Here is a 26,707-nt window from a genome sequence, read left to right on the forward strand (position 1 = left end):
TGGAAACATAATGACCCATATTTTTCCCCTTCTGCATGACATAGGGCTCTACTGATACCAATGAGCAGGCTGACGGCACCCGATTGAAGAGGACTCGCGAATGTCTCATAGGTGTTAACGACAGCAGACATCCGCGAAAGGCATACCAAGAATCTTTTTCAATCACCCTTGGTGTCAGACAAATATGCCTTGTAGCCTCAGGATGAATTTAAACAGTGTGGCGTTGCCTATCTGTAACCACGCACCGCCTTTATAACCTTTTTGACGACGCAAATGTCGTAGGGCCAGTTTGGTTTCGCCAGCATAAGTTAAGGCGATGATCATCCAGCTATCAGCCAGTTTCTGTTCAGCGGGATCAACGTCATGGGCGTTAAGTATGATCTGGGACGCGGTTCTAAGTTCATCGAGGACAGCCCCTTGGTAATACTGCTTAGCCAACTGAGCGGCTTCGGGCGACTCATCAAACATGCTGTAGAAAAGTTCACGCTCAACGTGTGCATAAGCAATTAATGCGTTTTGTAAGGGCTGGTCTTTTCCGAGGCGTGAACGCGCTATCCGAAACATGTCTTCATGTGATCCGCCCCATTTTTCCAGATTGGCTTTCAGAAGATTCATATAACCGGCAAGCGGTACGTTCCGTGCGTCAAGAAGCCGGGCTTCAGCGATCTCTTTTTGGCCATCTTCGACCGGGTCTGTGCTGATCAGCATATAGACAGCGGCAGCAAGCCCATTGTGACGATCGAGGTTCAGGGCCTGTTCAAGCGCATTTTTGGCTTGCACCAGATATGAATAGTATCGCTCGAATTGGGTCTCAGACGTTTCATCCGCCGACCTTGATCCACGATACCTGTGTCCTACGCTTCGCAGTAAGGCGCCTGCAATCGTCAGTCCCAGAACATCGTCGGCGCTCTCTACACATCCGTCGAAAGACAGTGTGAGCGGGCACCCTGCGCCTATCATTTCGAGCCATTCGTACGCTCCCTGGGGCGTCGATTCGTGTAAAGCGGCTTTGAGTGTTTGCCATTGGCCACTTTGCGCCCAGCTTACTCCGTTTGTTGCATGCATCTTGTCCACCTCGAGTCGGCCTTGAAGTCGCCATTTTGGTTTTTACATTAGTCCCCATGACGATAAGAGCCAAAGAGATCACCATGACCCTGAAATCCGCCCTGCTGGTTTCCGTTTGTGCCGTTCTGGCCGCCTGTTCACCGGGGGAGGGCAAGTCGCAGGATTATCAGGGCTTCAATCAGGCCCCGGCCCCCGCCACGCGTAAGGTGCCCGGCGATGCCGGTGCCATGAAGTCGTCCTTCTCGCCCGTGGTCAAGCAGACGGCTCCCGCCGTGGTCAATGTCTATGCGCGGCGCGTGACGCGTCAGCAGGTAGATCCCTTCTGGCAGTTGTTCGGCGGCGGCGTGCCGCAGGCCCGTGTCGAGCAGTCTCTGGGTTCAGGCGTTATCGTCCGCGCCGACGGCATTGTGGTGACCAACAACCACGTGGTGCAGGGCGGTCAGGAATTCATGGTCGTGCTCAATGACCGTCGCGAATTCCCGGCAAAGGTTCTGCTGGCCGATGAGCGCAGCGATCTGGCCATCCTGAAACTTGACACCACAGGGCAGAAGTTCCCGACCATCAGCCTTCAGGAAGGCCATGACCTTGAGGTCGGCGATCTCGTGCTGGCCATCGGCAACCCGTTCGGCGTGGGGCAGACGGTCACCAATGGCATTATCTCGGCGCTCGACCGCACCGATGTGGGGCAGGGCGAAGGGGCCTTTATCCAGACTGACGCCGCCATCAACCCCGGTAATTCCGGCGGCGCGCTGGTCGATATGGATGGCCGCCTGATCGGTATTAATTCCTTCATCCTGTCGCGCTCCGGCTCGTCAGCGGGCGTCGGTTTCGCCATTCCGGCGGCGATGGTGCGACGGGCGGTCGATACGGCGCTTGGTGGCAAGTCTACGCTGGTGCGGCCATGGCTAGGGGCCAAGGGCGACGGCATGACCACCGAAATCGCCCGCTCTTTGGGCTTGTCGCGCCCGGATGGTATACTCGTTTCCGACGTCTATCCCGGCGGACCGGCGGACAAGGCGGGCCTGAAGACCGGCGACGTCATCCTCGGCATCAATGGCGAGGCGGTCAATGACCCCAAGGCGCTCAACTATCGCGTCGGCCTGCTCAATCCCAATGACACGGCGGCGCTGAAGGTGTTACGCGCGGGCAAGGAACTGAGCCTGACGGCCCGCGTCACCCCGCCCAGCGGCGCACCCAAGGATCAGCGCGCCCTCAGCGGCAACTTCCCCCTGAATGGAGCGACCGTCGTCAATCTGTCGCCGGCTGTGGCCGATGAGATTGGGCTTGATCCGTTTGCGGCCTCAAAGGGCGTGATGATCTATGCTTTGTCCGGGCGTTCGTATGCTGCGGCAGCGGGCTTCCGTCCGGGCGATATCGTTAAGGATGTCAATGGACAGGCCATCACCTCGACGGCGCAACTGGAGTCGGTGATGAAAGCGGGGCGCCGCTTCACTATCACCATCAGCCGCGGCGGCCAGAACATCACGGCGCAGTTTTGATGAGCCGCCTCCCTTGCGCTAGCGAGGGCGGCGATCAGTCCCGTTTCGCCAGTTCGGCCCTGAGGTCGCGGTTGTCCTCGATCAAGGCTTCGACCAGCCCGATCAGCCGCGCCACGTCCTGTTCGCGCAAAAGGTCCATCTTTTCATGCAGACCGCAGATGTCTTCTTCGGCCTTGATATTGACGTGGTAGTCGGCGTCAGCCTTCTGACGGTCCACCTCGGCCTGGCGGTTTTGCGACATCATGATGATGGGCGCGGTGAAGGCCGCCTGAAACGACAGAACCAGATTGAGCAGGATAAACGGATACGGGTCCCAACCACGGATCCACGCCATACTGTTGACTGCGATCCAGCCGAACAGCAGTACTGACTGAATGATGATAAAGCGCCACGATCCGACAATTGCGGCGATGCCGTCGGCTGCCCTGGCCCCCAGATTGCGCAGGTCTTCGGCGCGGTGTGGCGGCAGCGGGACGGGACTCATATCTTTTCGCTGATCCGGATGGCCAGCTTGCAGCCGCCCTTGATTACCGCCGACAGCAAGGGATAGAGGGGCGCTTCATGTGCCCCTTCTTCGATAGCATGGTCGTGGTGGCGCAACTCATCATCGCGGAATTGCGTCAGTTCGGCTGCCAGTTCGGGATCGCGCTCCTGAGTTTCCGCGATCTGGCCATTATAGTGTTCGGAGATGACGCTTTCGACGGCTTCGGTACAGGCGTGAGCGGCCTTTTCACCTAAAAGCGCTGTCGCGGCCCCCAGCCCCAGCGCCGCCACGCGCCACACCGGCGTCATCACGGTCGGGCGCACCTGATGACCGCGCATCAGGGTTTCAAAGCGGTCGAGGTGCACCTGCTCCTCGCCCTCCATGCGTTTCAGATCGTCGCTGAGTGCCGCGTGCGGCGTGGCGGCGAACACCGCGGCCTGCGCGCGATAGATATGCACGGCCGCCAACTCGCCGGCGTGATCGACACGCAAAATCTCGTGCAGGCGGCGCTGGCGCTCGCCGGCGCCGGGCTTGGGAGGGGTGTGGCGGAGCGCGGCTTCGGTCATGTTCGGGCCTCTCAGGCTTCACTCGCCTGCCGCTGGGACAGGCGGTAATAGAGTTTAAGGCGCAGGGACGCAATCAAGCTAAGGATCGCCAGCACGCCGGAAATGATAGCGTTCCACCCTGCCATACTTAAGCCCAGAAAGCGCCACGCCACGATGTCGCACTGCGGGGCCTTGAACTTGCCGCCGGACAGTATGGCGGCGATGGAATCAATCGACACCTCGTCCGACACGCCGGTGCAGGTTGCCGGTAGCGCCCACCACTTTTCTTCGCCGCCCATGTGGAAGATGGCGATGGCGCAGCCCGTGGCGAAGATGGCGAACAACACAAAGGAAAAGACGCGCGGCGGGCCCTTGGCTCCCGTAAACACCGCCCAGACCGTGGCCGCCAGCGACACGCCAACGGCAATCCAGTAGATGTCGCGCTGCTTTAGGCAAAGATGGCAGGGATTGAGATTGCCAAAGGTCTGAAAGGCGTGCGCAGCGCCCAGCAGACACAGGGCGCTGATCAGGGCGATGACCGACCACCAGCGGCTAAAAAACAGCACAGCTTTCATCACAATCGGTCACCTCTAGTTACGCAAAGCTATCGCACCTTAAATGCTTCGCACGACCGGGGCAATCGCTTCGGTGGCCGGTTCTTCGCACTTTTCGGAAAGCGCTTCAGTGCATGAATTTGACGGCGACGATCCCGAGTACAATCACCGCCACGCCGGCGATCGCCACAAGATTGATGCGCTTTTCGATCAGTTCGCGCGCCTGCGGACCAAAACGTTTGAGCAGGAAGGCGGTAAGGAAAAAGCGCGCTCCGCGGGTGATCACGCAGCAGATGAAGAAAATTGCCAGATTGAGCTGACCCATGCCTGACGCAATGGTCACCAGCTTGAACGGAATAGGTGTCAGGCCCTTGATCAGGATCGCCCAGGCCCCCCATTCCTGAATAATGGTATGGAAGCTGTCGAGATTGCCCGAATATCCGAACAACCCGAGGATTTTGAGACCTATGTCGGCCAGATAATAGCCGATGGCATAGCCGAACAATCCGCCCAGAACTGACGCCATTGTACAGATAAACGCCAGACGATAGGCTTTTTCTGGCTTGGCCAGCGCCATTGGGGCCAGCATCACATCGGGCGGAATGGGGAAGAAAGAGCTTTCCGCAAACGAGATCGCGGCCAGAACTTTTTCAGCATTGGGACGGGCCGCCTGTTTCAGGGTCCAGTCGTAAAGTGGGCGAAGCAAGTGAGAAATCCGTATTTAGAAGATAGTTCAGCCGGCATAACAGCTTGCAAGTGGCTTGTCGCCTCACACCCTGTTGCGACGCGAAATAAATAAAGAGCGTGCTCACTGCGCCGCTACCGTGTCGAAAACAAGGCGGTCGCGCATTAGTCCGGGTTTATGACGAATTAAAAAAATCTCATTTGTATTTATGATATTAAAACGGCAATAGCAGGGTTACCTTTTGAGAGGATGTCCGATGCCCTATAGCAAGCTGTCGCTCGACAATTACCTGCCTTATCGCCTGTCTGTGGCCTCCAACGCGGTATCGGGGCTCATATCCACGGCTTATGACAGCCTCTATGGCCTGAAGATTCCCGAATGGCGGTTGATCTGGGTACTGAACGAAGACGGTCCCTCGACGCAGCAGGCGCTTGTCAAGCGCACTGGTATGGACAAGGTGACCATTTCGCGCGCCGCTCAGGCCCTGGCCAAGCGCCGCCTGATCACCCGTGCCCCGCATGAACATGATGGCCGTTCGCACCACCTCATCCTGACGCCGGAAGGTCAGCGTCTGTTCAATGATGTCGCGCCGTCGGCGGTGGAGTTTGAAAAGGAAGTGCTCGCCAATCTCAGTGTCGAAGAGATTGAGCTGATGAAGGACCTGCTGCGCCGCATCGAAGACGCGGCCACGAAGTCTCAGGGCCGCAGCGCACGCTAACCGCCAGTTTTGAGTGGAATCAGGGGCTCATCTGTAAGGGTGAGCCCTTTTTGCAGCGACATCGTGAATTCGATCTACCCCGCTGGTGCAAAACGTGGCAATCTGTTAACCCTTTGGCACATTAACCACTTTGGGGGAGGTTTTCAGGGGTCATGCGCTATACCGGGGACGACTACGCCACGCCGCCGGACGGCTTTTACGACCCCAGCCTGTGGGAAACGCTGGTGCGCCTTTGGTACAGCGGCGGATTGTTGTGGATGATTGGCATTGGCTTCTGCGTGCTGATGCTCATTGCGGGCCTAATCGTCGGGGCGCGCCGCCGGACGGGGCTGCCGCAGGCGCTCAATCGCAACGTCGATGCGCTGGGGGCAGTGATCGGTGACGCGGTGCGCGGTTCGGCGGCCGATGTGCGCGACAAATCTCACGCCGCTCTCGACGCCAATCAAGAAATTTTCGGCAGTACGGCTGAGTTGATGAACCTGATCGGCAAGCACCATGCGGCGCTGAACAAGGCTAACAGCGCTGTGAAAGAAGTCGAGCCGGACAAGAAACCGGAGGCGGCCAAGGGCGGCTTCAGCGGCATGTCCGGTGGCACGGTCATCAATATCGCTGTCAATAATGGTCAGCCGGGTGCGGCTGAGGCTGGGGCGACACCGGGCGCGGTGGCTGCGGTCGGCGGTGAGGGCGTGGGCCCGACCAAGGCCGAAGAGAAAAAGACCGCCAAGCCGGGCTTTGATACCACTACAAAGGTGTGGCTGGCCCTGCAAAAACTGGCGGCGCCGTGGCGAGACCTCGGCCTGATGCGTGAGCACTATGCGGCGGTGTTCCGGCAACTGACGACGGCGGAATGGCGCGACCCGCGCACCCTTTATGGAGCAGGTGAGCCTGGTGCCGAAGGGGCCCGACCGAGGTGGCAGAGATGAGATATTCGGACGCGCCTGAAGATTTTGGCGATCCCTTCGGGGAGGGGCCGCGCGCGGTGGCGACCATCGTGCTCGATGGTCATACGCTGATGCTTTTGCTGGGCTTTCTGATTGCTGGTGTGGTGCTGTTTGCCCTGACCGTGTGGTTGTCGGGGCAGTTATCCAAGGCCGGGCAACAGGCGCGTTATCGCGCCTCGGCCAGGGCGATCTACGACAGTGTGCGCTATAGCCTGCATCTGGCGGTCAGCGCGTCGGGTGCCTTGCAGCTTGAGCGGGCGCGCGAACTGTCGGCGGTGATCGAGGCGAAGCTGGGGACGCTTCTGGCGCTGAAAGACAAGACGGGCAAGCCGTTCGACGACCTCAAGAAAGCTCTGTCCGAGCCGGAGCCCGATCCGGAACACCCGAAGAAAGACGCGGCGGCCAAGGTCAAAGTCGATATGACCACAGATGAACACCGTGTGGCCGTGTGGTGCGCCTTGCAGGACTTTCATGAGGCGTGGAAGGATGAGGCGCATATCCTAAACCTGCTAGAAGGGGCGCAGGCAGAGTTGGGGCGCAATAGCGTGACCTCGGCCTTCTTCCATAGCCGTGGCCTGATCGATCCGCGCCATCCGTGGGGTGGTGCGCCGGCGCCGAGGACGCCCAGACCGGAAAAGAAAAAGGCGAAAACGCGCGAGCTGAATGATCCGGTCGTGGTCACCGTTACGGAGACGATGCCGCTCGGTCCGGATGATCTGCCGCCGCCCGCGCCGCGGCCCACCAAGGGCAAGCTGGCCAAACACAAGCGCAACATGCTGGCTTAGGGGCAGCATGGTAGAAACCGTCTTGAAAGGTTGAGTTTTCGTCGTTGCAGCGGTCTCGGTAGTTATACTTGCTGAATGTTCAGGGTTATCGTAACCGGACTGCGCCCCCTTATCTTCTGAGCGGTTATCCTATATTTATCATAGGCGCGCTGGCTCTGCTGAGTGGCATCCATGGTTGAGGCATCGACGGGCTAAAGTCTAGCCGACTGATAAGACGCCCGTTTCTCGTACGCCTTTATCTCATAAGCTCGGACGCGTAACGGATTGGGGAGATTGCGACGAACGGGCGGAAGGCTGCGGCCTCTACAGACTGGCTTTTAAAGGACGGATCATCGCTGGCGGCTTCTTGGCGACGGTATTTCCCGGTCTCGCTAAGTCGTCTCTATGGCTTTTTATCAGATTTGGCCTGCTAGCCATCGATAAAGTCTATTAGCTGTTTCAGACGCCCACGCTGCCCAGCCGCACCAAAGGAATTTTGCGGTTAGCTATCGCCGGGCGTCTTCTTGTTGCGGCTTATGTGATTTATGGCTTCGACCAGTTCCGCTTTGCGATTGAACATGATCCCGCCGACCTGATGGCCGCCGCACCGATTGCAGCTCTTGCTCTTATATTGAGTACGCTGGTTCCAAATCAAAAAAACAAAACCGCCGGAGTTTGACACTCCGGCGGTTTGTTCTGCTCCAACAATCGGATGCAGGGGCTTTTTTGTGCGCTACCGTTTCGCCGCTTGAGCGCGGCCCCTGCATTCATTGCGGCCCTACCGGGCGAACTTCTGGAACTTGATGCGCTTGGGGATCAGGCTGTCGGTGCCCAGGCGGCGCTTCTTGTCCTCTTCGTACATTTCGAAGTTGCCTTCGAACCACTCCACGTGGCTGTCGCCTTCGAAGGCAAGGATGTGGGTGGCCAGACGGTCGAGGAACCAGCGGTCGTGGCTGATGACCACGGCGCAGCCCGCGAAATCTTCCAGTGCCTCCTCGAGGGCCTGAAGCGTTTCGATATCGAGGTCGTTGGTCGGTTCATCGAGCAGGATGACGTTACCGCCGGACGCCAGCGTCTTGGCGAGGTGGACGCGGTTGCGCTCACCGCCGGACAGCAAGCCGACCTTCTTTTGCTGATCGCCGCCCTTGAAGTTGAAGCCGCCGACATAGGCGCGGGAATTGATTTCGCGCTTGCCGACGATCATCACGTCTGTGCCGCCGGAAATGGCCTGCCAGACATTGTGATCGGGGTTGAGGTCGTCGCGCGACTGATCGACATAGGCGAGCTTAACGGTTTCACCCAGCTTGATCGTGCCGGCGTCGGGCTTTTCCTGACCGGTGATCAGCTTGAACAGGGTCGATTTACCGGCACCGTTCGGGCCGATGACGCCGACAATGCCGTTGGGCGGCAGTTTGAAGCTCAGGTCTTTGAACAGCACCTTGTCGCCAAATTCCTTTTCGAGGCCATTGACCTCGATGACCACGTTACCGAGGCGCGGGCCGGGCGGGATCTGGATCGTGGCGTAGGTCTGGGCCTTGGTCGAATGCTCCTGTTCCTCGACCATACGCTCATAGGCGGCGAGACGGGCCTTCGACTTCGCCTGACGGGCCTTGGCGCCGGAACGCACCCAGTCCAATTCGCGGGTAAGCGCGCGCTGACGGGCTTCGGATTCGGACTGCTCCTGGACGACGCGCTTTTGCTTCTGCTCCAGCCAGCCGGAGTAGTTGCCTTCATAGGGCACGCCCTTGCCGCGGTCGAGTTCCAGCGTCCACTTGGTCACCTGATCGAGGAAGTAACGGTCGTGGGTGACGAGGATGACGCAGCCGGGGAAGTTTTCGAGGTGGTGCTGAAGCCAGGCGACCGATTCCGCATCGAGGTGGTTGGTCGGTTCGTCAAGCAGCAGCATGTCGGGCTTCGAGAGCAGCAGGCGGGCCAGCGCTACGCGACGCTTCTCACCACCCGACAGTTTGGTCACGCCGGAATCGTTTGGCGGGCAGCGCAGAGCGTCCATGGCCATTTCGATGCGGCTGTCTATGTCCCACAGGTCCCCGGCGTCGATCTTTTCCTGGAGGGCGTTCATCTCCTCCATCAGTTCGTCGCTATATTCCTCACCCATCAATGCAGCGACTTCGTTGAAACGGTCGACGATCTTCTTTTCTTCGCACCAGTCGATGACGTTTTCCCAGACCGTCTTGGTGTCGTCCAGCTTGGGCTCCTGCTCTAGATAGCCCATCTTCGTGCCTTCGGCGGCGCGCGCTTCACCCGAAAATTCCTTGTCGATGCCGGCCATGATTTTCAGCAGGGTGGACTTACCCGAACCGTTGACCCCGACGACGCCGATCTTGGCGTCCGAGTAGAAGCTGAGCCAGATGTTCTCAAAGACCTTCTTACCGCCGGGATAATGCTTGGTCAGGCCCTGCATCTGGAAAATATATTGTTGCGCCATGCGAGGAGGCACCCTTTGTTTCACATGTGTGGAATGGTGCGGCGGGTTTAGCCGAGGGGGGGCAAAATCACAACCTGAAAATAGGGTTCAGGGCCGCAGGTGTGGGTTTAGGATTAAACCCCAAATACTGCCTGCAGCAGGTCTTCAAGCGCCACGCGGTCGGTGTCGTCAAACGCGCCGTAGCTTTCCGAATCCACGTCGAACACCGCGATCAGCTCGCCGGTGGCGTCGAACACCGGCACGACGATCTCGGAGTTGGAGCGGGAGTCACAGGCAATGTGCCCTGGAAAGGCGTGCACGTCCGCAACGACCTGCGTGGTCCGTTCGCGCGCCGCCGCGCCACACACGCCGCGACTGAAATCAATGCGCAGACAGCCGAGCGTGCCCTGATAGGGGCCGACCACCAGCTCATCTATGCCTTGCGCCTTTTTGGTTTCATCAACGACATAGAAGCCGGTCCAGAACCAGGTCTCAAAGGCCTGAGCGCCAAGGCAGGCCACGGTCGCCATGCGCGCCACCTGATTGGGCTCAGAATCGAGCACCGACAGAATCTCTTTTTTAAGCGACTGATAGATTTCTTGTTTCTGCGACGCGGTAATCATGGCGGGCCTGTGCGGGGTGAATTTCGCCTTTTGGGCGAAATCATAAGGGGCGGATGTGAATTTGTCTCCGAGGCAGGGAAAAGTGTCTCGGAATGGGCGGCTCTTAACACTTTTCTCTGGCCAAGGCGCGTAAATTAACGCTATCATGATGGCGTTATACGGGGGTTGACGTACCGCTCAGGGGCTGGGTTTTTCCATCTGAGTTTTCGTCAGAGTCCGCGACAATCCGGCAACGCTTTGCCGGTATCGCAAATGGACTGGATGGGGGCGCTTGACAGGTCGCACGATCCCTAACACAAGATTTGTTAACCATAATTTTGCCGGCATTCATGTCGGGGCGATGCGTGATGTCAATTAGCGAAGACATGAGGTGCAACGGCGCCGGTGATAAGACCGCCCGTCGTACCGGCCGGAAGCTGATGAGCCGCGTGCCGTTCCGCGCCGCGGCGGCGGTTATGCTGACGGCGGCGCTCAGCTTGCCTTTGACCGCCTGCGATGTATCGGTAGACTGGCTGGGCGGTGGCGGCGACGGCCCGCGCGGTGTCAGCGGTTGTCCACGTCCGCCTATGGCCGATAATAGCGGGGCCGGCTTCAATGAGCAGGAGCGGGCAGTTCGCTATTTCCGCAAGCACGCCTTTGCCAACGACTTTTTCTCGCAGCTTGAACTGTCCAGTCGCTATATGGCGGAACGCGCCACGGACAAGAACCTTGAAGACCCGACCGAGGCGTCGGTGTGGCTGGTCATGGCACTGACCAATCCCGAAGGCTTCGCGCCGATTAACCGGACGCTCAAAAACGGTCAGATGGCCTCGCGCTTTGACAAGTGCCGCGCGGTGGAACGCTCCGTCGCCTACCGCAAGCTGGAGACCCTTCTGGCGCGCATGGACAATTCCGAGCGCGATAAGGTGCGTGACCGCGTCATTTATATTCAGGCGCAGCTGGGGGCCGACGGCTTCCGCACGCTCGGCCGCCTTTATGACGATCAGTACGGCCCGATGGGTGAACCCGTTGATAACCGCGAAGCCGTGCGCGCCATGATGCGCAACCCCGTGGACGGCCGCCCCAACGTCATCAGCCTGTTCCCTCGCAATGATGTCGATGCCTATCTTTATAATTACAAAGCGGCGGAAACGGGTGATGTCGGGGCCTATGTGATGCTGAAGGACTTTGAAAAGTCCGCTCCCGAACGCAGCCGTTATGGGGCCTTTGTCGAGGCAAAGGCCAAACGCTGGGTATCGCCGTTTGAATTCTATCCGCCAGACGCGCCCGCCGGTGGTGTGCCGCATTCGGACGAGAGCCGCCCGCGCACCGATGCCTACGAATACGCGCTGTCTCGTATGGATGAGCTGCCCTTTATCCACGTGTGGCGTGCGCTGGTCTATCTGGATTTGGCGCAGGGATCGGCGCCGGTTCACCGCGTCAGCGGCGGGCTGGACAGTGACGGCAATCCTGGGCAAGAACGCTACCCCGTCGGGCCCAACGATGCCGACATCGCCCAGACGTCGGGCGGTTCGGCCCCGACCGAGGCCGTCTATTCGGCGGGTCGTGTGCCGCCACAGACCTTGTCGGCCCTTCGTGCCATACTTGGCCGCCCGGACGGATCGCGCATGACCAATCTGGACAAGGTGCGCGCCGTGCAGCTGGCTGCGACCAATGGTTCGTCGCAGGCACAGCTGGTGTTAGCTGTTATGTATTCCGAAGGGGTGGGCGTGCCTACCGACTATGCCCGAGCCTACTACTGGTATCAACAGGCTGAAAAGCAGGGTTCAGCAGAAGCGCGCTTTGCCATGTCCACCTATTTTGCCCTGGGACTGAGCGGCGTCGCCGATCAGGATAAGGCGCAGGCCGTTGTGTTGCGTCTAGACTCGGCGCTGGCCGGGTTCCGTCCGTCGGCTTCGCGTCTGCAGGCCGTGCTCAACCAGATTTCGACCAATCCGGGGCGGTGAGGGAAATGACCATGCGCTCAGCTGTTACCTTTGCCGCTCACCTTGCCTTTGTTTTGGCCGCCTTGTTTGGCGGGGCGTCTGCCGCTTCGGCCCAGACAGAAACCCGCTATGGCGGCAGCTATAGCAATGGCTATAACGCCGCACGCACCGAGGCCCTGACTCGGCCGTGCTTCGGCGTCCTGCTGGATGCGCAGCTCAAGACCTGCCACGGGAAATACTACAAGCCCTATAACCGCTATGGCTATTACGGCTCGAAGTGGAGCGCGACCATTAATTGCGACACGGCGCGTCAGGCCTATGTCGAAGACGTGGTGCGCCGGATGCGCCCCGGTGGTGTGCTGAAACTGATCGCGCGCAACCGCTCGTGTGTCGCCAGCCTGATGATCAATCAATCCTTGACGATTGTCGGCGAAAGCGGCGATTCGCGCCTTCCGGTGCTGGTGGCCCCTGATGGCGAATCCTGCCTGCGCATCAATCCTCAGGCCAGCAAGGTGATACTGAAGAATATGCTGATCGCCTCGCGTCGCGGGGGGCAATCGGCCTGTATCTACAGCTCCGGTTCGGAAGTGACGCTGCAAAACTCGACCGTGCGTTATGAGGGTGACTCTGCCGCGGTGCACGTGTCCGGCGGGCGTCTCAACCTGTTGTCGTCCTTTGTGGTGGCCAAGACCCGCACGGTAGCCATCGCCGTCAATTCGGCGCAGCTTTACGCCGAGCAGGCGGGCGTAACTTCCACAGCGGGCGGCGTATATGCGGTGCTCAGCGGTGATTCACAGATGAGCGGCGTGACGGTGCAGCAACTGGCAGACTGGCGCGGGTTTGAACGCGGCGCTGGGGCGGTGGGCATGGAAGTCAAGCTCGATTCCGGCGACTCCATCCTGTCGATGGACGATATGCGCATCGAGTTTTTTGCTTCGGCTTTGAGCCTGTCCGGCGGCGGCGAGGCCTTGCTGTCGCGCTCGCTGATCGATTTTTCGGAACATGGGGTGACCTCAAGCCTCAACCGTCTGCGCGTCGTCGACAACAAGATCTTGTCGAACGAAATCGCCATCAATATTGAAGACGGCACGGGCTTCATCGGCGGCAATCAGATCGCCCGTATTCGGACGGCTGGCATACTGGCTTCCTCGCGCGGCGAAATCCGAGCCGTGGACAATCTAATCGACCCGTCCAACGAGCCGTGCCCGAAGCTACAATGGGGCAATCTTGACCCTGCCCAACGCACCTGCACGCCGTGGTACAAGGGCTCGGAGTTTGACATCCCGGCCGACGCCACGCGCCAGTACATGTTCGCGGATTATTGGCCGCGTCTGCTGGTCGCCTCGAAATAGGCTTGACCGGATTATTACCAAATTTTTAACCTGGACTCCGGCGGGCGGACTCGACAGGCTAACGAAAGCGCGATCTAACAGCGGTTCCTTTCTGTTGTAACCAACGGGTTTCCGATGAAGTCTCGTCTTCTTGCCTCAGCCGGCTTGGCCGCCGCGCTTCTATTCCCCGCCGTTTCCGTTCAGGCGCAGGACAAGCAACCTTTCACCTATGAAGACCTCGTGTCGATGGAGCGCCTGTCGGGCCTAACGGTGAATAAGGCTGAAACCCACGCCGCTTTTCAGGTGCGCACGCTGAACGCCGAAAAGACCCAGGGCGTTAATGCCCTGTGGCTGACCGATCTCAAGACTGGCGCTTCAAAGCCGCTCAGCACGGCCTCGAAAGGCGGGGCTTTGTCGCCGCAGTGGGGGAGCGATGGGGCGCTCTACTTCCTATCGGCGCGTTCAGGCTCAATGCAGGTGTGGAAGACCGATCTCAACGATGCCGAAGCGGTGCAGGTCACCAAGCTGCCGCTGGATGTCGGGTCGTACAAGCTGTCGCCGGACGGTAAGGGACTGGTCCTGTCGCTGGCGATCGAGGAGTCGTGTCAGACCGAAGAGATCGAGTGTACGCTGAAGGTGCAGGCCGAAAAGAAGGACGAGAAGTCCACCGGCGTCATCTACGACCGCCTGTTCGTGCGCCACTGGGACACCTGGGCCGACGGGACGCGCAATCACCTGTTCTACGTGCCGCTGAGCGGCGGCGCAGCCGTGTCGCTGACCGCCGGGGTCGATGGCGACGTGCCGTCTAAGCCGTTCGGCGACGAGGCGGAATACAGCTTCTCGCCCGATGGCAAGACTGTCTATTACTCGGTGCGCATCGCCGGCAAGGACGAGCCGCGTTCTACCAATTTCGACATCTATAAGGTCGATATCGCCAACCCCTCCACGCATACCAATCTGACTGAGGCCAACAAGGCTTGGGATACCGGGGCCGAAGTGTCGCCGGACGGCAAGTGGTTGGCCTATCGCGCCATGAAGCGTCCGGGCTTTGAAGCCGATCAGTTTGAAATTTTCCTGCGCAATCTGGCCACCGGTGAAACGAAGCAGATCGCTGCCGACTGGGACCGCTCGGCCGACAGCCTGAAATGGGCTGCCGATGGCAAGAGCCTCTACGTCGTCGCTGGCGACGTGGGTAAGACGCCCCTGTTCAGCGTCGAAATCGCCTCAGGCAAGGTGACGCCGCTTTCGAAGGGCGGCCATATGGACGCTTTCGTGCCGTTGAAAGATCGCTTTGTCTTTGCCAAGAGCGGGCTCGACTATCCGTCGCAACTGTTTGTGTCCAAACCGAAGGCGAAACTGATTGATGATGGGGCCACTCCGCTGACCACCATCAATCAGCCGGTGCTGCAAAACCGCGCCTTTGGGGCGTTTGAGCAGTTTGCCTTCAAGGGCTGGAACGACGAAACCGTGCATGGGTACATTGTGAAGCCCGCCAACTATGTCGAAGGCAAAAAGTACCCTGTGGCCTTTTTGATCCACGGCGGGCCGCAGGGCTCGTTCGGTGAAAGCTGGTCCTATCGCTGGAACCCGCAGGCCTATGCCGGGGCGGGCTATGCGGTCATCATGATCGATTTCCACGGTTCGACCGGTTACGGGCAGGCTTTTACCGATGCCATCAGCCAGCACTGGGGCGACCGCCCGCTGGAAGACCTGCAAAAGGGCTATGCCTACGCCCTGTCGAAATACAGATTCCTCGACAAGGACAATGCCTGTGCGTTAGGGGCCTCCTATGGCGGCTTCATGATCAACTGGATCGCCTCGCAATGGAAGGCCCCGTGGAAGTGTCTGGTCAATCACGACGGTCTGTTTGACAACCGCTCAATGGGCTATGCCACCGAAGAACTTTGGTTCTCGGAGTGGGAAAACGGCGGCAGCGTCTATGACAAGCCGGAGAACTACGACAAATTCAATCCGGCTTTGCACGCCAAGGACTGGTCGGTGCCAATGCTGGTCATCCACTCCGATCAGGACTTCCGCGTCATTCCAGAACAGGGGATCGGCACTTTTACGGCGCTCCAGATGAATGGCGTGAAGTCAAAGTTCCTGCGCTTCCCGGATGAAAACCACTGGGTGCTGAAACCGCAGAACTCCCTGAAGTGGCATAAGACGGTGTTTGACTGGCTGGATGAACATACGAAGGCGAAATGATGCTGACGCGGCGGGGTGTTCTGATGGGTGGGGCCGGTCTATGCCTCGCCGGCTGTTCTGAAAAGGTTAATCAGGCCATCGGTCTGGGCCAGCGCCTGATGGAGATTCAGAAACGTCACGGTGGTCGGGTGGGCGTCAGCGTCCGCACCGGCACCGCCGTCATTCAGGGGGACACCGCCGCAGATGGCAGCCTGAATATCAATTCCAGCGAGCGCTTTGCCCTCTGTTCGACCTTCAAATGGGTGCTGGCGACGGCCGTCCTTAAGGCGGTGGATGACGGTAAACTCTCTGTCACGCAGGAAATCCGCTACAGCAAGGCCGACCTGCTCGACCATTCGCCGGTGACAGAAAAACATGTCCCCAAGGGCCGCCTGACCGTTGGCGACTTGTGTTCCGCGGCGGTGGCTGTCTCCGACAATGCGGCGGCCAACCTCTTGCTGCCGTTGATCGGCGGCCCGGCCGGGCTGACAGCCTTTGTGCGCGGACTGGGCGACATGGTGACCCGCCTTGACCGCAACGAGCCCGAACTGAACAGCAATATCGAGGGCGATGAACGCGACACCACGACACCGGACGCCATGAGCAGTCTGCTGCGCAACGTGTTTACCGGCGCGGTACTGCAACCCAAAAGCCTGTCTCTGCTGCGTGACTGGATGGTGGCCACGGTGACGGGCCCCGACATGAGTCCCGCCGGTGTACCGAAAGGGTGGACGGTCGGGCACAAGACCGGACGCGGGGCCAATGGGGCGGTCAATGACGTGGCGGTGATCTGGCCGTCAGGCGAAAAGTTGCCGATCTTCCTGTCGATTTATACCACTGGCGGTACTTTGGATGACAAGGCGCGCAACGCTGTCGTGGCCGACATCACGCGGCTGGTCATCGATACGCTGGCCTTTGCCGAAAGCCTCGACAGCGACAGCGCTTCATCCTAAACCCTTCCCCGTCATCGGGAAGAGGGGGTATAGAGGCGCCATGAAACACGAACTGTCCCTGCCCGAAGTCCTGTCGCAGATCGAAAAGACGGTGAGGCCGCAATTCGGCAAGGGCCGGGTGGCCGACTATATCCCGGAACTGGCAACCGTCGATCCGAAGAAGTTCGGCATGGCGGTACGCACAGTCTCGGGACAGGAGTACGTCATCGGTGATGGCGACGAACCCTTTTCGGCGCAGTCGGTCACCAAGCTGTTTGCGCTGGGGATCGCGCTCAACCGCATTGGCGATGAGGTGTGGACGCGGGTGGGTAAGGAGCCGTCGGGCACGCCCTTCAACTACCTGTCGCAGCTTGAGCATGAGGCCGGGTTTCCGCGTAATCCGTTTATCAACGCCGGGGCGCTGGCGGTGGTCGATATGCTGCTCAAAGGCACGCGGCGGCCGGACCTGACGGTGCGCGACTATATGGGGTTCCTCTGTCAGAACGCCCTGACCATAGATGAGGCCGTGGCGCGTTCGGAAATTGAAACGGCCCATAAGAACCGCGCCATTGCCAACCTGATGAAGGGGGCCGGCACACTGCATCATGAGGTAGAAACCGTCATCGCGGCCTATTGCCGCCAATGCGCCATTACCCTGTCGTGTCGGGATCTGGCGCGCGCCGCCCTGCCACTGGCGGCCGGTGGGTATTCGCCCGTAATCGAAGAGACGGTGTTCCCCGCGCGGCAGGCGCGGCGGCTCAATGCCCTGCTGCTGACCTGCGGCGTGTACGATTCGGTGGGGTCGTTTGCCTATCGCGTCGGCCTGCCGGCCAAAAGCGGCGTCGGCGGCGGCATCGTCGCCATTGTGCCGGGACAGGCCGCTATTGCCGTGTGGTCACCGGAACTGGATCGCCACGGGACGTCTGTGGTGGGTTTTGCGGCGCTGGAGGCCTTCAGCCAGATCACCAACTGTTCGGTCCTGTGAGTGGTCGTATAAATGGCTACTCATTCGTACCAGGGGTGACTTATGGCAGATGACATGCCACGCGTGGAAAGGTCAGTATTGCCCTGACGGTCGATTTGGCGGCCATGGTGCGCGACGCCGTGGACAGCGGCGAATACGCCTCGGCCAGCGAAGTGGTGCGCAAAGCCCTGCGCGACTGGAAGTATAAGCAGCAGGCCCGCGAACGCCAGATTGCAGAGTTGAAGGCGATGATCGACCAGGGCGAGCGCAGTGGCTATGTTGAATGGGAAGAACAGAGGCCTCACTGACCAAGGCGCGCCAGCGTGCCGGAAAACAACGGGATAATCTTCCGCCTTGAGCGCACAGGTCGTTTTGAAGACGATCTTCTCGTTTTATCGGGTTATGTAGCGGCTGACAGCCAGCGGGCCGCCGACCAGTTGATCCGCGATATCGCTTGCCCGTTTTGAGCTTTTGGCGACGTGTCCCAGATCTAGTCGCCCCGTGCCGGACAGCTCGGGGGAACATTACCTGCTGTCTCATGCAGCTATCTGATCATCTATCGCGTGGATGAGGCTGCCGGGCTGCCGGGCGCGTTATCTTGCTGCGTGTGGTTCACGGGGCGCGGGACTGGTTAGCCTTGTTCGGATAAACCCAATCCCTCGCGATAACGCTCGATCTCCGCCAGCTTTTCATAAAATAGCGACCAGTCGTCATTTTTCGCTATGGGTGTCCACAGGGCTTCGATCTCATCGTAAAGCAGGGTCGCCGGGGTGGCTTGCGCAAACAACGGTTGCGACAACTTTGCCGCATCGGCGGCTGCGTAACCAATGATCAACCGACGAAAATCGACAGCATCCGGCTGTGTGTAGACTTCGCCGCGCGGGCCGTTGAGGGCGCGGGCTTCGCTGAGCGAGCCGCCGAACCAGTCGAAGAAAAACCCTTCAAAACTGCCCGGCGTCTTTGCGCCGCTCAACATGCGAAAGGCCGCCTGCATCAGGGGCGTCTCTACCTCCATGCCTAGTGCGACGATGTTCAGACGGCGGCAGAACTGTGCGGCCATGGCCGTTTGATAGCGCTCGGAAAAGGCGTTGAGGCTGTCGATCAGCGGCTGGCTGTCGCCGATCAGGCTGAGGCAGCGCGCCAGTTGCGTCAGGTTCCAGAACACCGCATCGGGCTGCCGCGCATAGGCATAGAGCCCGCCTTCATCGAAATAGGCGGCCACCAGCCCCGGCTCATAGTGCGGCAGGAAGCGATAGGGGCCGTAGTCAAAACTTTCGGCTGTAATGTTCATATTATCAGTATTCAGCACCCCGTGCACAAAGCCGGCGCACATCCACTGGGTCGTCAGGTGCGCGGTCTTTGTCACCACCGCGTCAAAAAGGGCATGCGCCAGGTCCGGCCCCTGATGCGCGCTTAAGTCGGGGTAATAGGTGTCGGCGACATAGCGCACCAGCGCAGTCATAGCCTCGGTTTCGTTGAGATAGGCAAGCCGCTCGAATGTGCCGAAGCGAATATGCGAATGCGACAGGCGCACCAGCACCGCCGCCCGCGTCGGCGACGGCTCGTCGTAGCGACGCAGGGACTCGCCGGTTTCAATCAGCGAAAAACTCTTCGACGTGTTGACGCCTAGCGCCTCGAGAAGCGCCGTCGCCAGCACCTCACGCACCCCGCCTTTGAGCGTCAGGCGGCCGTCGCCGCCGCGAGACCACGGCGTCGTACCGGAGCCCTTGGTGCCGAGATCGAGCAGGCGGTCGCGCGCATCGCGCATCTGGGCAAACAGGAAGCCACGCCCGTCGCCGAGGTCGGGGTTGTAGTGACGGAACTGATGCCCGTGATAGCGCAGGGCCAGCGGTTCGGTCTGATTGTCGGGCAGGGGGGTAAAGCGGCCGAAATGCGCGATCCATTCGGCATCGCTCAAACTCTTAAGGCCCACCAAGGCCGCCGCGTGGTCATTGCGGTATCTTAAAACCGTCTGCGGAAAGTCGGCGGCGCGCACCGCATCGACCAACGGCAGGCCAGAGCCCGCGAGGCGCGGATCAGGACGGTATCGGGCGGAAATCGGCATGAGACAGACCGGTTTTGCTTGGGACGGGGCGTCCGGTTTGCTACGGTTCTCCGCAATAGTCGATACCAAACATCACTATTTTTCAGCGGAAGGACACCCTTCCGCTCAAGCCGCCATTGAGGCGGCGGCCAAGGTGGCGGAGCCACCGTTCGGCGAGGGACGCTAATGAAATCCCTATCCGGACTTAACCCTCGCAGGATCGTTGATCGTGCCCGCGGAAAAGGAGACCGCCGATGAAGTTCACTCTCGAATTTCTCAAAACCGAAGCCGGGGCTGGCTTCATTCTGGGCCTGTCGGCCCTGATCGCAGTGCTGTGGGCCAATTCGCCGTGGGCAGCGGTCTATTTCGACTTCATCAACGCCCATATTCCGGTGCAGATCGGCGCCTTTGTCGAAGACAAGTCGGTGCTCAAATGGACCAAGGAAGGCCTGATGGCTATCTTTTTCTTCGTGGTCGGGCTGGAGATCAAGTACGAGATTTTCCGTGGTGAACTGTCGAACCCTAAGAAGCTGGCATTGCCGGTGCTGGGGGCAATCGGCGGTATGGCGGCCCCGGCTCTGGTCTATGTAGCGCTTAATGCGGGGCTGCCCGGCGGCGATCTTCGCGGCTGGTCGGTACCGATGGCGACCGATATTGCCTTTGCTCTGGCCGTATTCGCGGTGGTCGGCCGGGGCTTGCCGGACAGCCTGCGCGTTTTCCTCCTGACGCTGGCCATTGTCGATGATCTGGGTGCGGTGCTGGTCATTGGACTCTTCTACTCGTCGGGCATCGACCTGACGCTGTGCCTGTGGATCGCCGGTCTGCTGGTGGTGATGGGGCTGGCCAAAAACGCCCTGAGGGATCATGCGCGCGGTCTGAAAGCGGTCTATCTGATGCTGTTTATCGCCACATGGGCGCTCAGCCTGAAGGCGGGTTTGGCGACCTCTTTGACGGCGGTGGCGGCAGCCTTCATGGTGACACTGGACGCCCCGGCGCGCGGCGAGGAAAGCCTCTTGAAGACCATCATGCACGACCTGCACATGCCGGTTTCCTACGGCATCGTGCCGTTCTTTGCCTTCGTGGCGTCGGGCTTTTCGTTCACCGGTATGAGCTTCGCCTCGCTGGCCGATCCCCGCATGTTGGGCGTGGCGCTGGGCCTGTTTGTTGGCAAACAGATTGGCGTTTTTGGTCTCGCCTGGCTTGCCATCCGCTTGAAAATTGCCCGTGCCCCCGAAAACAGCGGCTGGGCAGCCCTCTATGGCGTGAGCCTTTTGTGCGGAATCGGCTTTACCATGAGCCTGTTTCTGGGGGCTCTGGCCTTTGCTGACCATACGGAAAGTGCCCAAAATGCCATAAAGCTTGGTGTAATTACGGGATCGTTACTTTCGGCCTGTGCAGGCGCAATAGTTCTGTCGCGTCGCCGCATCACAAGTTGACGTTTGCGTAACCGTCAATATTTACAGGCCTTTTTGACCGCTGTGGTGCTACTGCTAACGCCGCGTAAGCCTTGTATGGCAAGGCTTACGCGGTTTTTTCATGTGCGCGTGCGAGATGAATTTGAAATTGTCTTTGTGCCCACTTGTGTCATATCATGTCACGTAGCAGGCCCTTCCAAGTAAACCTTTGGGCGAGTCTGCATAAAACAACGTCAAAGACAAAACCGGCAAATACAGGGACCGCCGTTTACACTGTAAAATCTTCCCTAACGGAAGAGGTGGCCTGCTTGACCTAGGGGAAACACATGCGCGTAAAGGCACAAACTCACAATCGCTTCTCCCTCAACCGCACACTGATGGTAACCTGTTCCGGTATGGTTATGGCGCTCAGTGCGGCGTCTGCCATGGCCCAGACCGCTCAGCCTGAGGAAGAGGTTCAGGTCATCACCGTCACCGCCCAGAAGCGCGAACAGTCGCTCCAGGACGTGCCGATCGTGGTCACCACCCTGTCGGCCAAGCTGCTGCAGGACGCCGGCGTGAAGGACATTAAAGACATGCAGGTCCTGACGCCTGGCCTGACCGTCACCTCGACGCAGAACGAAACCCTGACCACTGCCCGTATCCGGGGTGTCGGTACGGTCGGCGACAACCCTGGAATGGAATCTTCGGTCGGCGTGGTCATCGACGGCGTTTATCGCCCGCGCAATGGCGTTGGTTTCGGCGATCTGGGCGAAATCGGCCGTATTGAAGTGCTGAAGGGGCCGCAGGGCACCCTATTCGGCAAGAACACCTCGGCCGGCGTCATCAACATCATTACCAAGGAGCCGTCTTTCACCTTCGGCGTCGATGGCGAAGCCACGGTGTCCAACTACGACGGCAAGGGCGTGTCGGCCTCGATCACCGGGCCGCTGTCCGAAGACCTGGTCGCCGGTCGCCTGTTTGTAGCCAAGCGCGAGCGGGGCGGCTTCTATGACGTCAATACCGGCATTGGCCCGCGCGCCCTCAAGGAAGACGCCGATCAGAACTTCTACACGGTGCGCGGTCAGTTGCTGTTCACGCCGGGCGCACACAAGATCCGCGTGATCGCCGACTACTCGAAGCGTGACGAAAACTGCTGCGCCGTGGTGCAGACCCGTACCGGTCCGACCGGCGCGGCGCTCAATACGCTGACAGGCGGTAACGGCGTGGCGGCGACCGCCAATCCGGAAGCGCGTCTCGCCTATTCCAACCGCCCAACCACGCAGCAGATCATCGATGGCGGCGTCTCGGTCGAAGCCAATATCAAGCTGGACTGGCTCGACTCGACCCTGACTTCTGTAACCGGCGTGCGCAAGTGGAAGAACACCAATGGTCAGGACATCGACTACTCGGGCGCCGACATCCTCTATCGCCGCGACAACGGGGATTTTAAGGCGGACTTTGACACCTTCTCGCAGGAACTGCGCCTGGCTGGTGGCGGCGAAAAGCTCAACTGGCTGGTCGGCGCCTTCTATGCCGACGAAGACCTGAAGCGCACCGACTCCTACGTCTATGGCTCGCAGTACGAAACCTATCTGTCTATCCTGCTAGCGCAGGCCTTGGGTCTTCCGACCACGACGCCGACGGTTTCGGTCCTGACCGGCCGGGCGCCAGGCACTTCCTACACGGCGGGTCAGGGTGCGCTCGACTACTATACACAGGAGTCGAAGTCGCTGGCCTTGTTCACGAACAATGGCTACAAGTTCACAGACAAGTTCGAGGTCACTATGGGCCTGCGCTATACGCAGGAAACCAAGAAAATGACCGCCATCTACACCAACTCTGACGGAGGGGTGGGCTGCGCCTCGGCCATTGCACGTTCGGGCCTGATGGGTAATGCCCCGGTCGGCACCTGGGCGGCTATCCCGGCGGCCTCGCGTCCAACCGTGGTCGGCAATATGTGTACCTTCTGGGGTAATGCGGCCTTCAATAACCGCCGCATCGCCAACGAAGTGACCGAGAAAGAATGGTCGGGCACGCTGAAAGGCGCCTACCGCTTCAACGATAACATTATGGCCTATGTCTCTTACGCACGCGGCTATAAGGGTGGCGGCTATAACCTCGACCGCGCCCAAACGGGCATCACGCCAGACGCCTCGCTCTACTTTAAGCCGGAAACTGTGGACTCCTACGAAATCGGTCTGAAGACTTCGATGCTGAACAACAAGCTGCTGTTCAACATTACGGCCTTCGATCAGACCTTCCAGGACTTCCAGCTCAACACGTTCCTCGGCACAGCCTTCGTGGTCGAGTCGATCCCGGAGCTGAAGTCGAAGGGCTTTGACGCCGATGTCTACTGGTCCACGCCGATCCGCGGTTTGTCGGTGCAGGGCGGTGTCGCCTATGCCGACACCAAGTACGGCAGCTTCAAGGCCTCTGACCTGTCGAACCCGGCACGCTTCCCGCAACTGTCGCTCCTTCCGGGGGCGCGGATGTCCTTCGCCCCGGAGTGGACGGGCTCTCTGGCCGTCACCTGGTCGGGCAATATCGCCGAAAACCTGCGCGCAACGGGCAATATCGCTGCCAAGTATTCTTCGGAATACAACACCGGCTCCGACCTGATCCCGTTCAAGATGCAGGACGGCTATACGCTGCTTAATGCCCGCCTCGGCATCGGTGCGCCTGATCAGGCCTGGACGCTGGAATTCTGGGCGCAGAACCTGACCGACGAAACCTATAAGCAGGTCGTTATCAACGCTCCGCTGCAAGGCAATGGCTTCCAGTCCACGGTTCAGCCAAACGGCACCTATTACAATCAGGCGCTCGACTCCAACACCTACGACGCTTTTATGGGCCAGCCGCGCACCTATGGCGTTACTCTTCGCGTAAAATACTGATCTTCATTTACAGATCAGAAGAGACAAAGGCCCCGGTTTCCACCGGGGCCTTATTTTTTGGCGACCTGGTTGCCGTATTTTCACCCTCTTGTGGGATGCAATATTCCGACAGAACGCCTATATCTGTGTAACAGCCAAAGGAGACCGCTCATGGCCGACAAAGCCCCTGCCGAAGCTATTGCCGAAAAGACCACGCGCTCAATCACCGACGCGCTGGAGTACCTCGAAGACAAGCTTAAGGTGTCGCAGGACACCCGTGACAAGATCAATGGCAGTATTGACCGCCTTCAGGTCATTCTCGAAGAAGCCCGCGATGAGGCCGAAGACAAGACCAAGGTCGTGCGCCGTCAGATCCGCCGTCACCCCGGCACCTCGGTAGCCATCGCAGCCGCCGCCGGTGTGGTCATCGGCCTCCTGTTGTCGCGCCGCGACTAAGAGGTACTCAAAACGAAATGCCGTGCCGTTTCAGGCGAAGCGGCGCGGTTTTGTTTGGGAGGGGCCATGATCCATTGGGTTGTGATATGCGTGGCCACACCGGGCCTATGCTATTGCGCTTTCCAGCTCTATCGGGGTCTGCGCGACGGTGAGATGAACGGTCTGGGCTTTGTGCCGATCTTCAATCAGGAACCGCCGCTGGATCGCAAGGCGGACTTCCGTGACGTCTGGATCACGGCCGCGCCGCGCGCCGCGACCCTCCTGGTCGGCATTCCTTTGCTTCTCAAGATGCTCAGCATCGCTCTAGTGACGTTGTGACTACATGCGGTACTGGCCGCTCTCGATCAGGCTCAGGCATTCCGCCGTCAGAGGCTTATAGCCACTGTCGTCCATCTTCATCACGTAGAGCGGATCGCTGACCCTGGCCGGATCAAAGCCAGCCAGGACAAGGTCCATCTTCTTGTACTTGAACGTGCCTGTCGTTTCGGCATTTTGCAGCAGGCGCACAAAACGCGGCCGCGCATAAACGGGCAGGTGGTTGTTCACATGCTGCGCAAAGGCCTCAATCGAGAAGCCTTCGCCGGTAATCAGCGACACCATCCCCGCCTTGCCGTCATAGTGCGGGACGGGCACACCATAGACGATGGCCTCATCGACGCCTTCGGCTCGGGCGCAGCATTCGCCCACCTCTGAGGTCGAGACGTTCTCACCCTTGAAACGGAAGGTGTCGCCGATACGATCCACGAAGTAGATATAGCCGTCCTTATCCATCTTCATCAGGTCGCCGGAACGGAACCAGGCGTCGCCCTTTTTGAAGACGTCGCGCATCACCTTCTTCTCTGAGGCGGCCTTGTCGGCATAGCCGGTGTAGAAGTGGCGAGCGTCCGTGCCGATGGCGCCAATGGCTTCGCCGACCTCGCCGGGCTTGCACTCGATGCACAGGCCGTTCGGTCCGCGCACCGGGGTTTCGCTTTCGACGTCGAACTGCACAAGTCGGATATTGAAGGCGTTGCGCAAATAAGCCGGCGCACGGCCAATGGCTCCGGCCTGACCGTCAAAATTGAACAACGACACATTGCCTTCGGTCGAACCGTAAAATTCGATGATCACCGGCACCTTGAAGCGCGACTTGAATTCGCTCCAAACTTCCGGCCGCATACCGTTGCCGAAGGCAACCTTAAGCCGGTGTTTCGTCTCATCATCCGGATTTGCCGCTACCGGCGCGTTGACGAGATAGCGGCACAGTTCCCCGATATAAACGATGTGGGTGCAGTTGAGGCTGCGTACATCGGGCCAGAAGGCGGAAGCCGAGAAGCGCCGCTTGATGACCATGGAGCCACCATTGAGCAGCGCTGCCCCCACCCCGCAAAGGCCGCCGGTCGAATGGTAAAGCGGCAAGGCGTTATACAGGCGGTCTTCCTCGCTCATATGCGACACGCCGCGGAAGGCCTTCATGTAGAGCTGGGCGCGGGCATGGGTGATCTTGGCCGCCTTGGGCAGGCCGGTGGTGCCGGAGGTATAGATATAAAGTGCCGGGTCACGCGCCACCATGCCCTGCCGGATCTTGCGGTCCGGGCGCACCGTGCTGACCCCTTTCAGCGCCTGGGTCAGCGAATGGTGATGCGAGGTTTCATCGCCCTGCGCCAGATCGAGCACAAACACCTCCTGATGGCGGCTCAGGGTGGCTTCGATCTCGCTAAAGGCGGGCAGGGTCGCGGGATCAACAATGGTCAGGCTGGCCGTGGAGATGTTGATGCAGTGGGCCAGACCCTGACCGGTCAGGGCATTGTTAATCAGGGCGCAGATTACACCGATCTTGCTCAGCCCGTACCATATGGGGATGTATTCTAGCCGGTTGGGCAGAAAGACCGCCACCGTATCGCCGGGTTTCAGGCCGCGCGACAAACCCCAGTTGGCCACGCGGTTGGCCAGCACGTCCATCTCTGAATAGGTGAGGCTCTTGTCTTCAAACAGCAGGGCGATGCGCGCAGAATGGCGATCCACCGAAGCTTCGACATCGTCACACACCAGCACGGGCGAGTTTGAGTCTACTTCTCGGATATGGCGCAGCAGCCGCAGCAACCGCTTGATGAAAATGAATTCGCGCCTGGCCCTGTCGATCAGGTTCATGGAACGTCTCCGGATACCCTGTGCCTCGTGACGTCTATGGTGACGTCTTATGTTTCAGCATATCCCGGAATATGCGTTTCACCAGCATAAAATTGACGTGAACGGAAAGTATTTTCCCTTACCGCAAGGGAAGGCGTTGTTATGTCAATTCAGGTTTTAAACGCG

General features: G+C 59.6%; 25 protein-coding genes. 16 read left to right on the plus strand and 9 right to left on the minus strand.

Features of this window, described 5'->3' with window-relative positions:
* Nucleotides 1-174 precede the first annotated feature (174 nt).
* Nucleotides 175-1,074 carry a hypothetical protein gene (locus ASTEX_RS04815; RefSeq protein ID WP_144004608.1) on the minus strand — a complete coding sequence of 300 codons (900 nt, stop codon included), beginning with the start codon at nt 1,072-1,074 and terminating at the stop codon, nt 175-177.
* Between the two features lie 74 nt (nt 1,075-1,148).
* On the opposite strand from ASTEX_RS04815, the gene ASTEX_RS04820 reads away from it, so the two are divergent.
* Nucleotides 1,149-2,564 (plus strand): Do family serine endopeptidase, encoded by a 1,416-nt coding sequence (locus tag ASTEX_RS04820; RefSeq protein ID WP_013478489.1) that lies wholly within the window; start codon nt 1,149-1,151, stop codon nt 2,562-2,564.
* Nucleotides 2,565-2,598: 34 nt separating this feature from the next.
* Here ASTEX_RS04820 and ASTEX_RS04825 read toward each other — a convergent pair whose 3' ends face one another.
* The 4 genes from ASTEX_RS04825 to ASTEX_RS04840 form a co-directional block, all read right to left on the minus strand.
* Nucleotides 2,599-3,048: a DUF1003 domain-containing protein gene (locus tag ASTEX_RS04825; RefSeq protein WP_013478490.1), complete on the minus strand. Its 450-nt coding sequence runs from the start codon at nt 3,046-3,048 to the stop codon at nt 2,599-2,601.
* A complete protein-coding gene (locus ASTEX_RS04830) occupies nt 3,045-3,614 on the minus strand; it encodes a demethoxyubiquinone hydroxylase family protein (RefSeq protein WP_013478491.1) in 570 nt (189 codons plus the stop codon). The genes ASTEX_RS04825 and ASTEX_RS04830 overlap by 4 nt, the downstream gene beginning before the upstream one ends.
* 11 nt (nt 3,615-3,625) lie before the next feature.
* Complete coding sequence (locus ASTEX_RS04835) at nt 3,626-4,168, minus strand: disulfide bond formation protein B (RefSeq protein WP_013478492.1); 543 nt, start codon at nt 4,166-4,168, stop codon at nt 3,626-3,628.
* Between the two features lie 106 nt (nt 4,169-4,274).
* Nucleotides 4,275-4,853 carry a YqaA family protein gene (locus ASTEX_RS04840; RefSeq protein WP_013478493.1) on the minus strand — a complete coding sequence of 193 codons (579 nt, stop codon included), beginning with the start codon at nt 4,851-4,853 and terminating at the stop codon, nt 4,275-4,277.
* A 235-nt stretch (nt 4,854-5,088) separates the two neighbouring features.
* On the opposite strand from ASTEX_RS04840, the gene ASTEX_RS04845 reads away from it, so the two are divergent.
* The 4 genes from ASTEX_RS04845 (at nt 5,089) to ASTEX_RS20245 (ending at nt 7,934) form a co-directional block, all read left to right on the plus strand.
* Nucleotides 5,089-5,550 carry a MarR family winged helix-turn-helix transcriptional regulator gene (locus ASTEX_RS04845; protein WP_013478494.1) on the plus strand — a complete coding sequence of 154 codons (462 nt, stop codon included), beginning with the start codon at nt 5,089-5,091 and terminating at the stop codon, nt 5,548-5,550.
* 152 nt (nt 5,551-5,702) lie between these two features.
* The gene (locus ASTEX_RS04850; RefSeq protein WP_013478495.1) at nt 5,703-6,473 is read left to right on the plus strand and encodes a hypothetical protein; all 771 of its coding nucleotides are present in this window, start codon (nt 5,703-5,705) and stop codon (nt 6,471-6,473) included.
* Nucleotides 6,470-7,276 (plus strand): hypothetical protein, encoded by an 807-nt coding sequence (locus ASTEX_RS04855; protein ID WP_013478496.1) that lies wholly within the window; start codon nt 6,470-6,472, stop codon nt 7,274-7,276. Before ASTEX_RS04850 ends, ASTEX_RS04855 begins: the two co-directional genes overlap by 4 nt.
* Before the next feature lie 475 nt (nt 7,277-7,751).
* Entirely contained in the window at nt 7,752-7,934 is a 183-nt protein-coding gene (locus tag ASTEX_RS20245) for a hypothetical protein (protein ID WP_144004609.1), read from the plus strand.
* Nucleotides 7,935-8,033: 99 nt separating this feature from the next.
* Here the strand turns inward: ASTEX_RS20245 and ettA are convergent, their stop codons facing one another.
* Together ettA and ASTEX_RS04870 are read right to left on the minus strand one after the other, a co-directional pair.
* A complete protein-coding gene (gene ettA, locus ASTEX_RS04865; protein WP_013478497.1) occupies nt 8,034-9,701 on the minus strand; it encodes an energy-dependent translational throttle protein EttA in 1,668 nt (555 codons plus the stop codon).
* A gap of 113 nt (nt 9,702-9,814) precedes the next feature.
* Nucleotides 9,815-10,303 carry a GAF domain-containing protein gene (locus tag ASTEX_RS04870; RefSeq protein WP_013478498.1) on the minus strand — a complete coding sequence of 163 codons (489 nt, stop codon included), beginning with the start codon at nt 10,301-10,303 and terminating at the stop codon, nt 9,815-9,817.
* A gap of 347 nt (nt 10,304-10,650) precedes the next feature.
* Between ASTEX_RS04870 and ASTEX_RS20815 the strand changes: the two genes are divergently transcribed.
* The 6 genes from ASTEX_RS20815 to ASTEX_RS04900 all read left to right on the plus strand — a co-directional run bounded on the left by ASTEX_RS20815 (nt 10,651) and on the right by ASTEX_RS04900 (nt 17,950).
* Nucleotides 10,651-12,249, plus strand: coding sequence for a tetratricopeptide repeat protein (locus ASTEX_RS20815; protein WP_041658920.1), 1,599 nt, complete (start codon nt 10,651-10,653; stop codon nt 12,247-12,249).
* A gap of 11 nt (nt 12,250-12,260) precedes the next feature.
* Nucleotides 12,261-13,580, plus strand: coding sequence for a hypothetical protein (locus tag ASTEX_RS04880; RefSeq protein ID WP_013478500.1), 1,320 nt, complete (start codon nt 12,261-12,263; stop codon nt 13,578-13,580).
* 114 nt (nt 13,581-13,694) lie between these two features.
* Nucleotides 13,695-15,767 (plus strand): S9 family peptidase, encoded by a 2,073-nt coding sequence (locus tag ASTEX_RS04885; RefSeq protein ID WP_013478501.1) that lies wholly within the window; start codon nt 13,695-13,697, stop codon nt 15,765-15,767.
* Nucleotides 15,764-16,699: a class A beta-lactamase gene (gene bla / locus ASTEX_RS04890; RefSeq protein ID WP_245532530.1), complete on the plus strand. Its 936-nt coding sequence runs from the start codon at nt 15,764-15,766 to the stop codon at nt 16,697-16,699. Before ASTEX_RS04885 ends, bla begins: the two co-directional genes overlap by 4 nt.
* 40 nt (nt 16,700-16,739) lie before the next feature.
* Nucleotides 16,740-17,663, plus strand: a complete 924-nt coding sequence (locus ASTEX_RS04895) for a glutaminase (RefSeq protein WP_013478503.1) — start codon at nt 16,740-16,742, stop codon at nt 17,661-17,663.
* Nucleotides 17,664-17,746: 83 nt separating this feature from the next.
* On the plus strand, nt 17,747-17,950 hold the full coding sequence (locus ASTEX_RS04900) for a type II toxin-antitoxin system ParD family antitoxin (protein WP_280959868.1): 204 nt from the start codon (nt 17,747-17,749) through the stop codon (nt 17,948-17,950).
* A 323-nt stretch (nt 17,951-18,273) separates the two neighbouring features.
* On the opposite strand, the gene ASTEX_RS04905 is transcribed toward ASTEX_RS04900, so the two are convergent.
* A complete protein-coding gene (locus ASTEX_RS04905) occupies nt 18,274-19,707 on the minus strand; it encodes a protein adenylyltransferase SelO family protein (protein ID WP_013478505.1) in 1,434 nt (477 codons plus the stop codon).
* On the opposite strand from ASTEX_RS04905, the gene ASTEX_RS20475 reads away from it, so the two are divergent.
* From ASTEX_RS20475 to ASTEX_RS04925, 5 genes are all read left to right on the plus strand, one after another.
* Complete coding sequence (locus ASTEX_RS20475; RefSeq protein WP_168148066.1) at nt 19,706-19,873, plus strand: hypothetical protein; 168 nt, start codon at nt 19,706-19,708, stop codon at nt 19,871-19,873. The genes ASTEX_RS04905 and ASTEX_RS20475 overlap by 2 nt on opposite strands.
* Before the next feature lie 67 nt (nt 19,874-19,940).
* Nucleotides 19,941-21,122 (plus strand): Na+/H+ antiporter NhaA, encoded by a 1,182-nt coding sequence (gene nhaA / locus ASTEX_RS04910; RefSeq protein WP_013478506.1) that lies wholly within the window; start codon nt 19,941-19,943, stop codon nt 21,120-21,122.
* A 305-nt stretch (nt 21,123-21,427) separates the two neighbouring features.
* Nucleotides 21,428-23,977, plus strand: a complete 2,550-nt coding sequence (locus ASTEX_RS04915; protein WP_013478507.1) for a TonB-dependent receptor — start codon at nt 21,428-21,430, stop codon at nt 23,975-23,977.
* A 150-nt stretch (nt 23,978-24,127) separates the two neighbouring features.
* Nucleotides 24,128-24,412: a glycine zipper domain-containing protein gene (locus ASTEX_RS04920; RefSeq protein ID WP_013478508.1), complete on the plus strand. Its 285-nt coding sequence runs from the start codon at nt 24,128-24,130 to the stop codon at nt 24,410-24,412.
* Nucleotides 24,413-24,478: 66 nt separating this feature from the next.
* Nucleotides 24,479-24,730, plus strand: a complete 252-nt coding sequence (locus ASTEX_RS04925) for a hypothetical protein (protein WP_013478509.1) — start codon at nt 24,479-24,481, stop codon at nt 24,728-24,730.
* On the opposite strand, the gene ASTEX_RS04930 is transcribed toward ASTEX_RS04925, so the two are convergent.
* Nucleotides 24,731-26,542 (minus strand): long-chain-acyl-CoA synthetase, encoded by a 1,812-nt coding sequence (locus tag ASTEX_RS04930; protein WP_013478510.1) that lies wholly within the window; start codon nt 26,540-26,542, stop codon nt 24,731-24,733.
* Nucleotides 26,543-26,707 lie beyond the last annotated feature (165 nt).

Origin of the sequence: Asticcacaulis excentricus CB 48 (genome assembly GCF_000175215.2) — a bacterium.
Classification (GTDB): domain Bacteria; phylum Pseudomonadota; class Alphaproteobacteria; order Caulobacterales; family Caulobacteraceae; genus Asticcacaulis; species Asticcacaulis excentricus.

Excerpts from the sequence above, each read along its gene's own strand:
- ASTEX_RS04820 (WP_013478489.1), top strand. The coding sequence starts at position 1,149 with ATGACCCTGAAATCCGCCCTGCTGGTTTCCGTTTGTGCCGTTCTGGCC.
- ASTEX_RS04825 (WP_013478490.1), bottom strand. The coding sequence starts at position 3,048 with ATGAGTCCCGTCCCGCTGCCGCCACACCGCGCCGAAGACCTGCGCAAT.
- ASTEX_RS04830 (WP_013478491.1), bottom strand. The coding sequence starts at position 3,614 with ATGACCGAAGCCGCGCTCCGCCACACCCCTCCCAAGCCCGGCGCCGGC.
- ASTEX_RS04835 (WP_013478492.1), bottom strand. The coding sequence starts at position 4,168 with ATGAAAGCTGTGCTGTTTTTTAGCCGCTGGTGGTCGGTCATCGCCCTG.
- ASTEX_RS04845 (WP_013478494.1), top strand. The coding sequence starts at position 5,089 with ATGCCCTATAGCAAGCTGTCGCTCGACAATTACCTGCCTTATCGCCTG.
- ASTEX_RS04850 (WP_013478495.1), top strand. The coding sequence starts at position 5,703 with ATGCGCTATACCGGGGACGACTACGCCACGCCGCCGGACGGCTTTTAC.
- ASTEX_RS04855 (WP_013478496.1), top strand. The coding sequence starts at position 6,470 with ATGAGATATTCGGACGCGCCTGAAGATTTTGGCGATCCCTTCGGGGAG.
- ettA (WP_013478497.1), bottom strand. The coding sequence starts at position 9,701 with ATGGCGCAACAATATATTTTCCAGATGCAGGGCCTGACCAAGCATTAT.
- ASTEX_RS04870 (WP_013478498.1), bottom strand. The coding sequence starts at position 10,303 with ATGATTACCGCGTCGCAGAAACAAGAAATCTATCAGTCGCTTAAAAAA.
- ASTEX_RS20815 (WP_041658920.1), top strand. The coding sequence starts at position 10,651 with ATGTCAATTAGCGAAGACATGAGGTGCAACGGCGCCGGTGATAAGACC.
- ASTEX_RS04880 (WP_013478500.1), top strand. The coding sequence starts at position 12,261 with ATGCGCTCAGCTGTTACCTTTGCCGCTCACCTTGCCTTTGTTTTGGCC.
- ASTEX_RS04885 (WP_013478501.1), top strand. The coding sequence starts at position 13,695 with ATGAAGTCTCGTCTTCTTGCCTCAGCCGGCTTGGCCGCCGCGCTTCTA.
- bla (WP_245532530.1), top strand. The coding sequence starts at position 15,764 with ATGATGCTGACGCGGCGGGGTGTTCTGATGGGTGGGGCCGGTCTATGC.
- ASTEX_RS04895 (WP_013478503.1), top strand. The coding sequence starts at position 16,740 with ATGAAACACGAACTGTCCCTGCCCGAAGTCCTGTCGCAGATCGAAAAG.
- ASTEX_RS20475 (WP_168148066.1), top strand. The coding sequence starts at position 19,706 with ATGAGACAGACCGGTTTTGCTTGGGACGGGGCGTCCGGTTTGCTACGG.
- ASTEX_RS04905 (WP_013478505.1), bottom strand. The coding sequence starts at position 19,707 with ATGCCGATTTCCGCCCGATACCGTCCTGATCCGCGCCTCGCGGGCTCT.
- nhaA (WP_013478506.1), top strand. The coding sequence starts at position 19,941 with ATGAAGTTCACTCTCGAATTTCTCAAAACCGAAGCCGGGGCTGGCTTC.
- ASTEX_RS04915 (WP_013478507.1), top strand. The coding sequence starts at position 21,428 with ATGCGCGTAAAGGCACAAACTCACAATCGCTTCTCCCTCAACCGCACA.
- ASTEX_RS04920 (WP_013478508.1), top strand. The coding sequence starts at position 24,128 with ATGGCCGACAAAGCCCCTGCCGAAGCTATTGCCGAAAAGACCACGCGC.
- ASTEX_RS04925 (WP_013478509.1), top strand. The coding sequence starts at position 24,479 with ATGATCCATTGGGTTGTGATATGCGTGGCCACACCGGGCCTATGCTAT.
- ASTEX_RS04930 (WP_013478510.1), bottom strand. The coding sequence starts at position 26,542 with ATGAACCTGATCGACAGGGCCAGGCGCGAATTCATTTTCATCAAGCGG.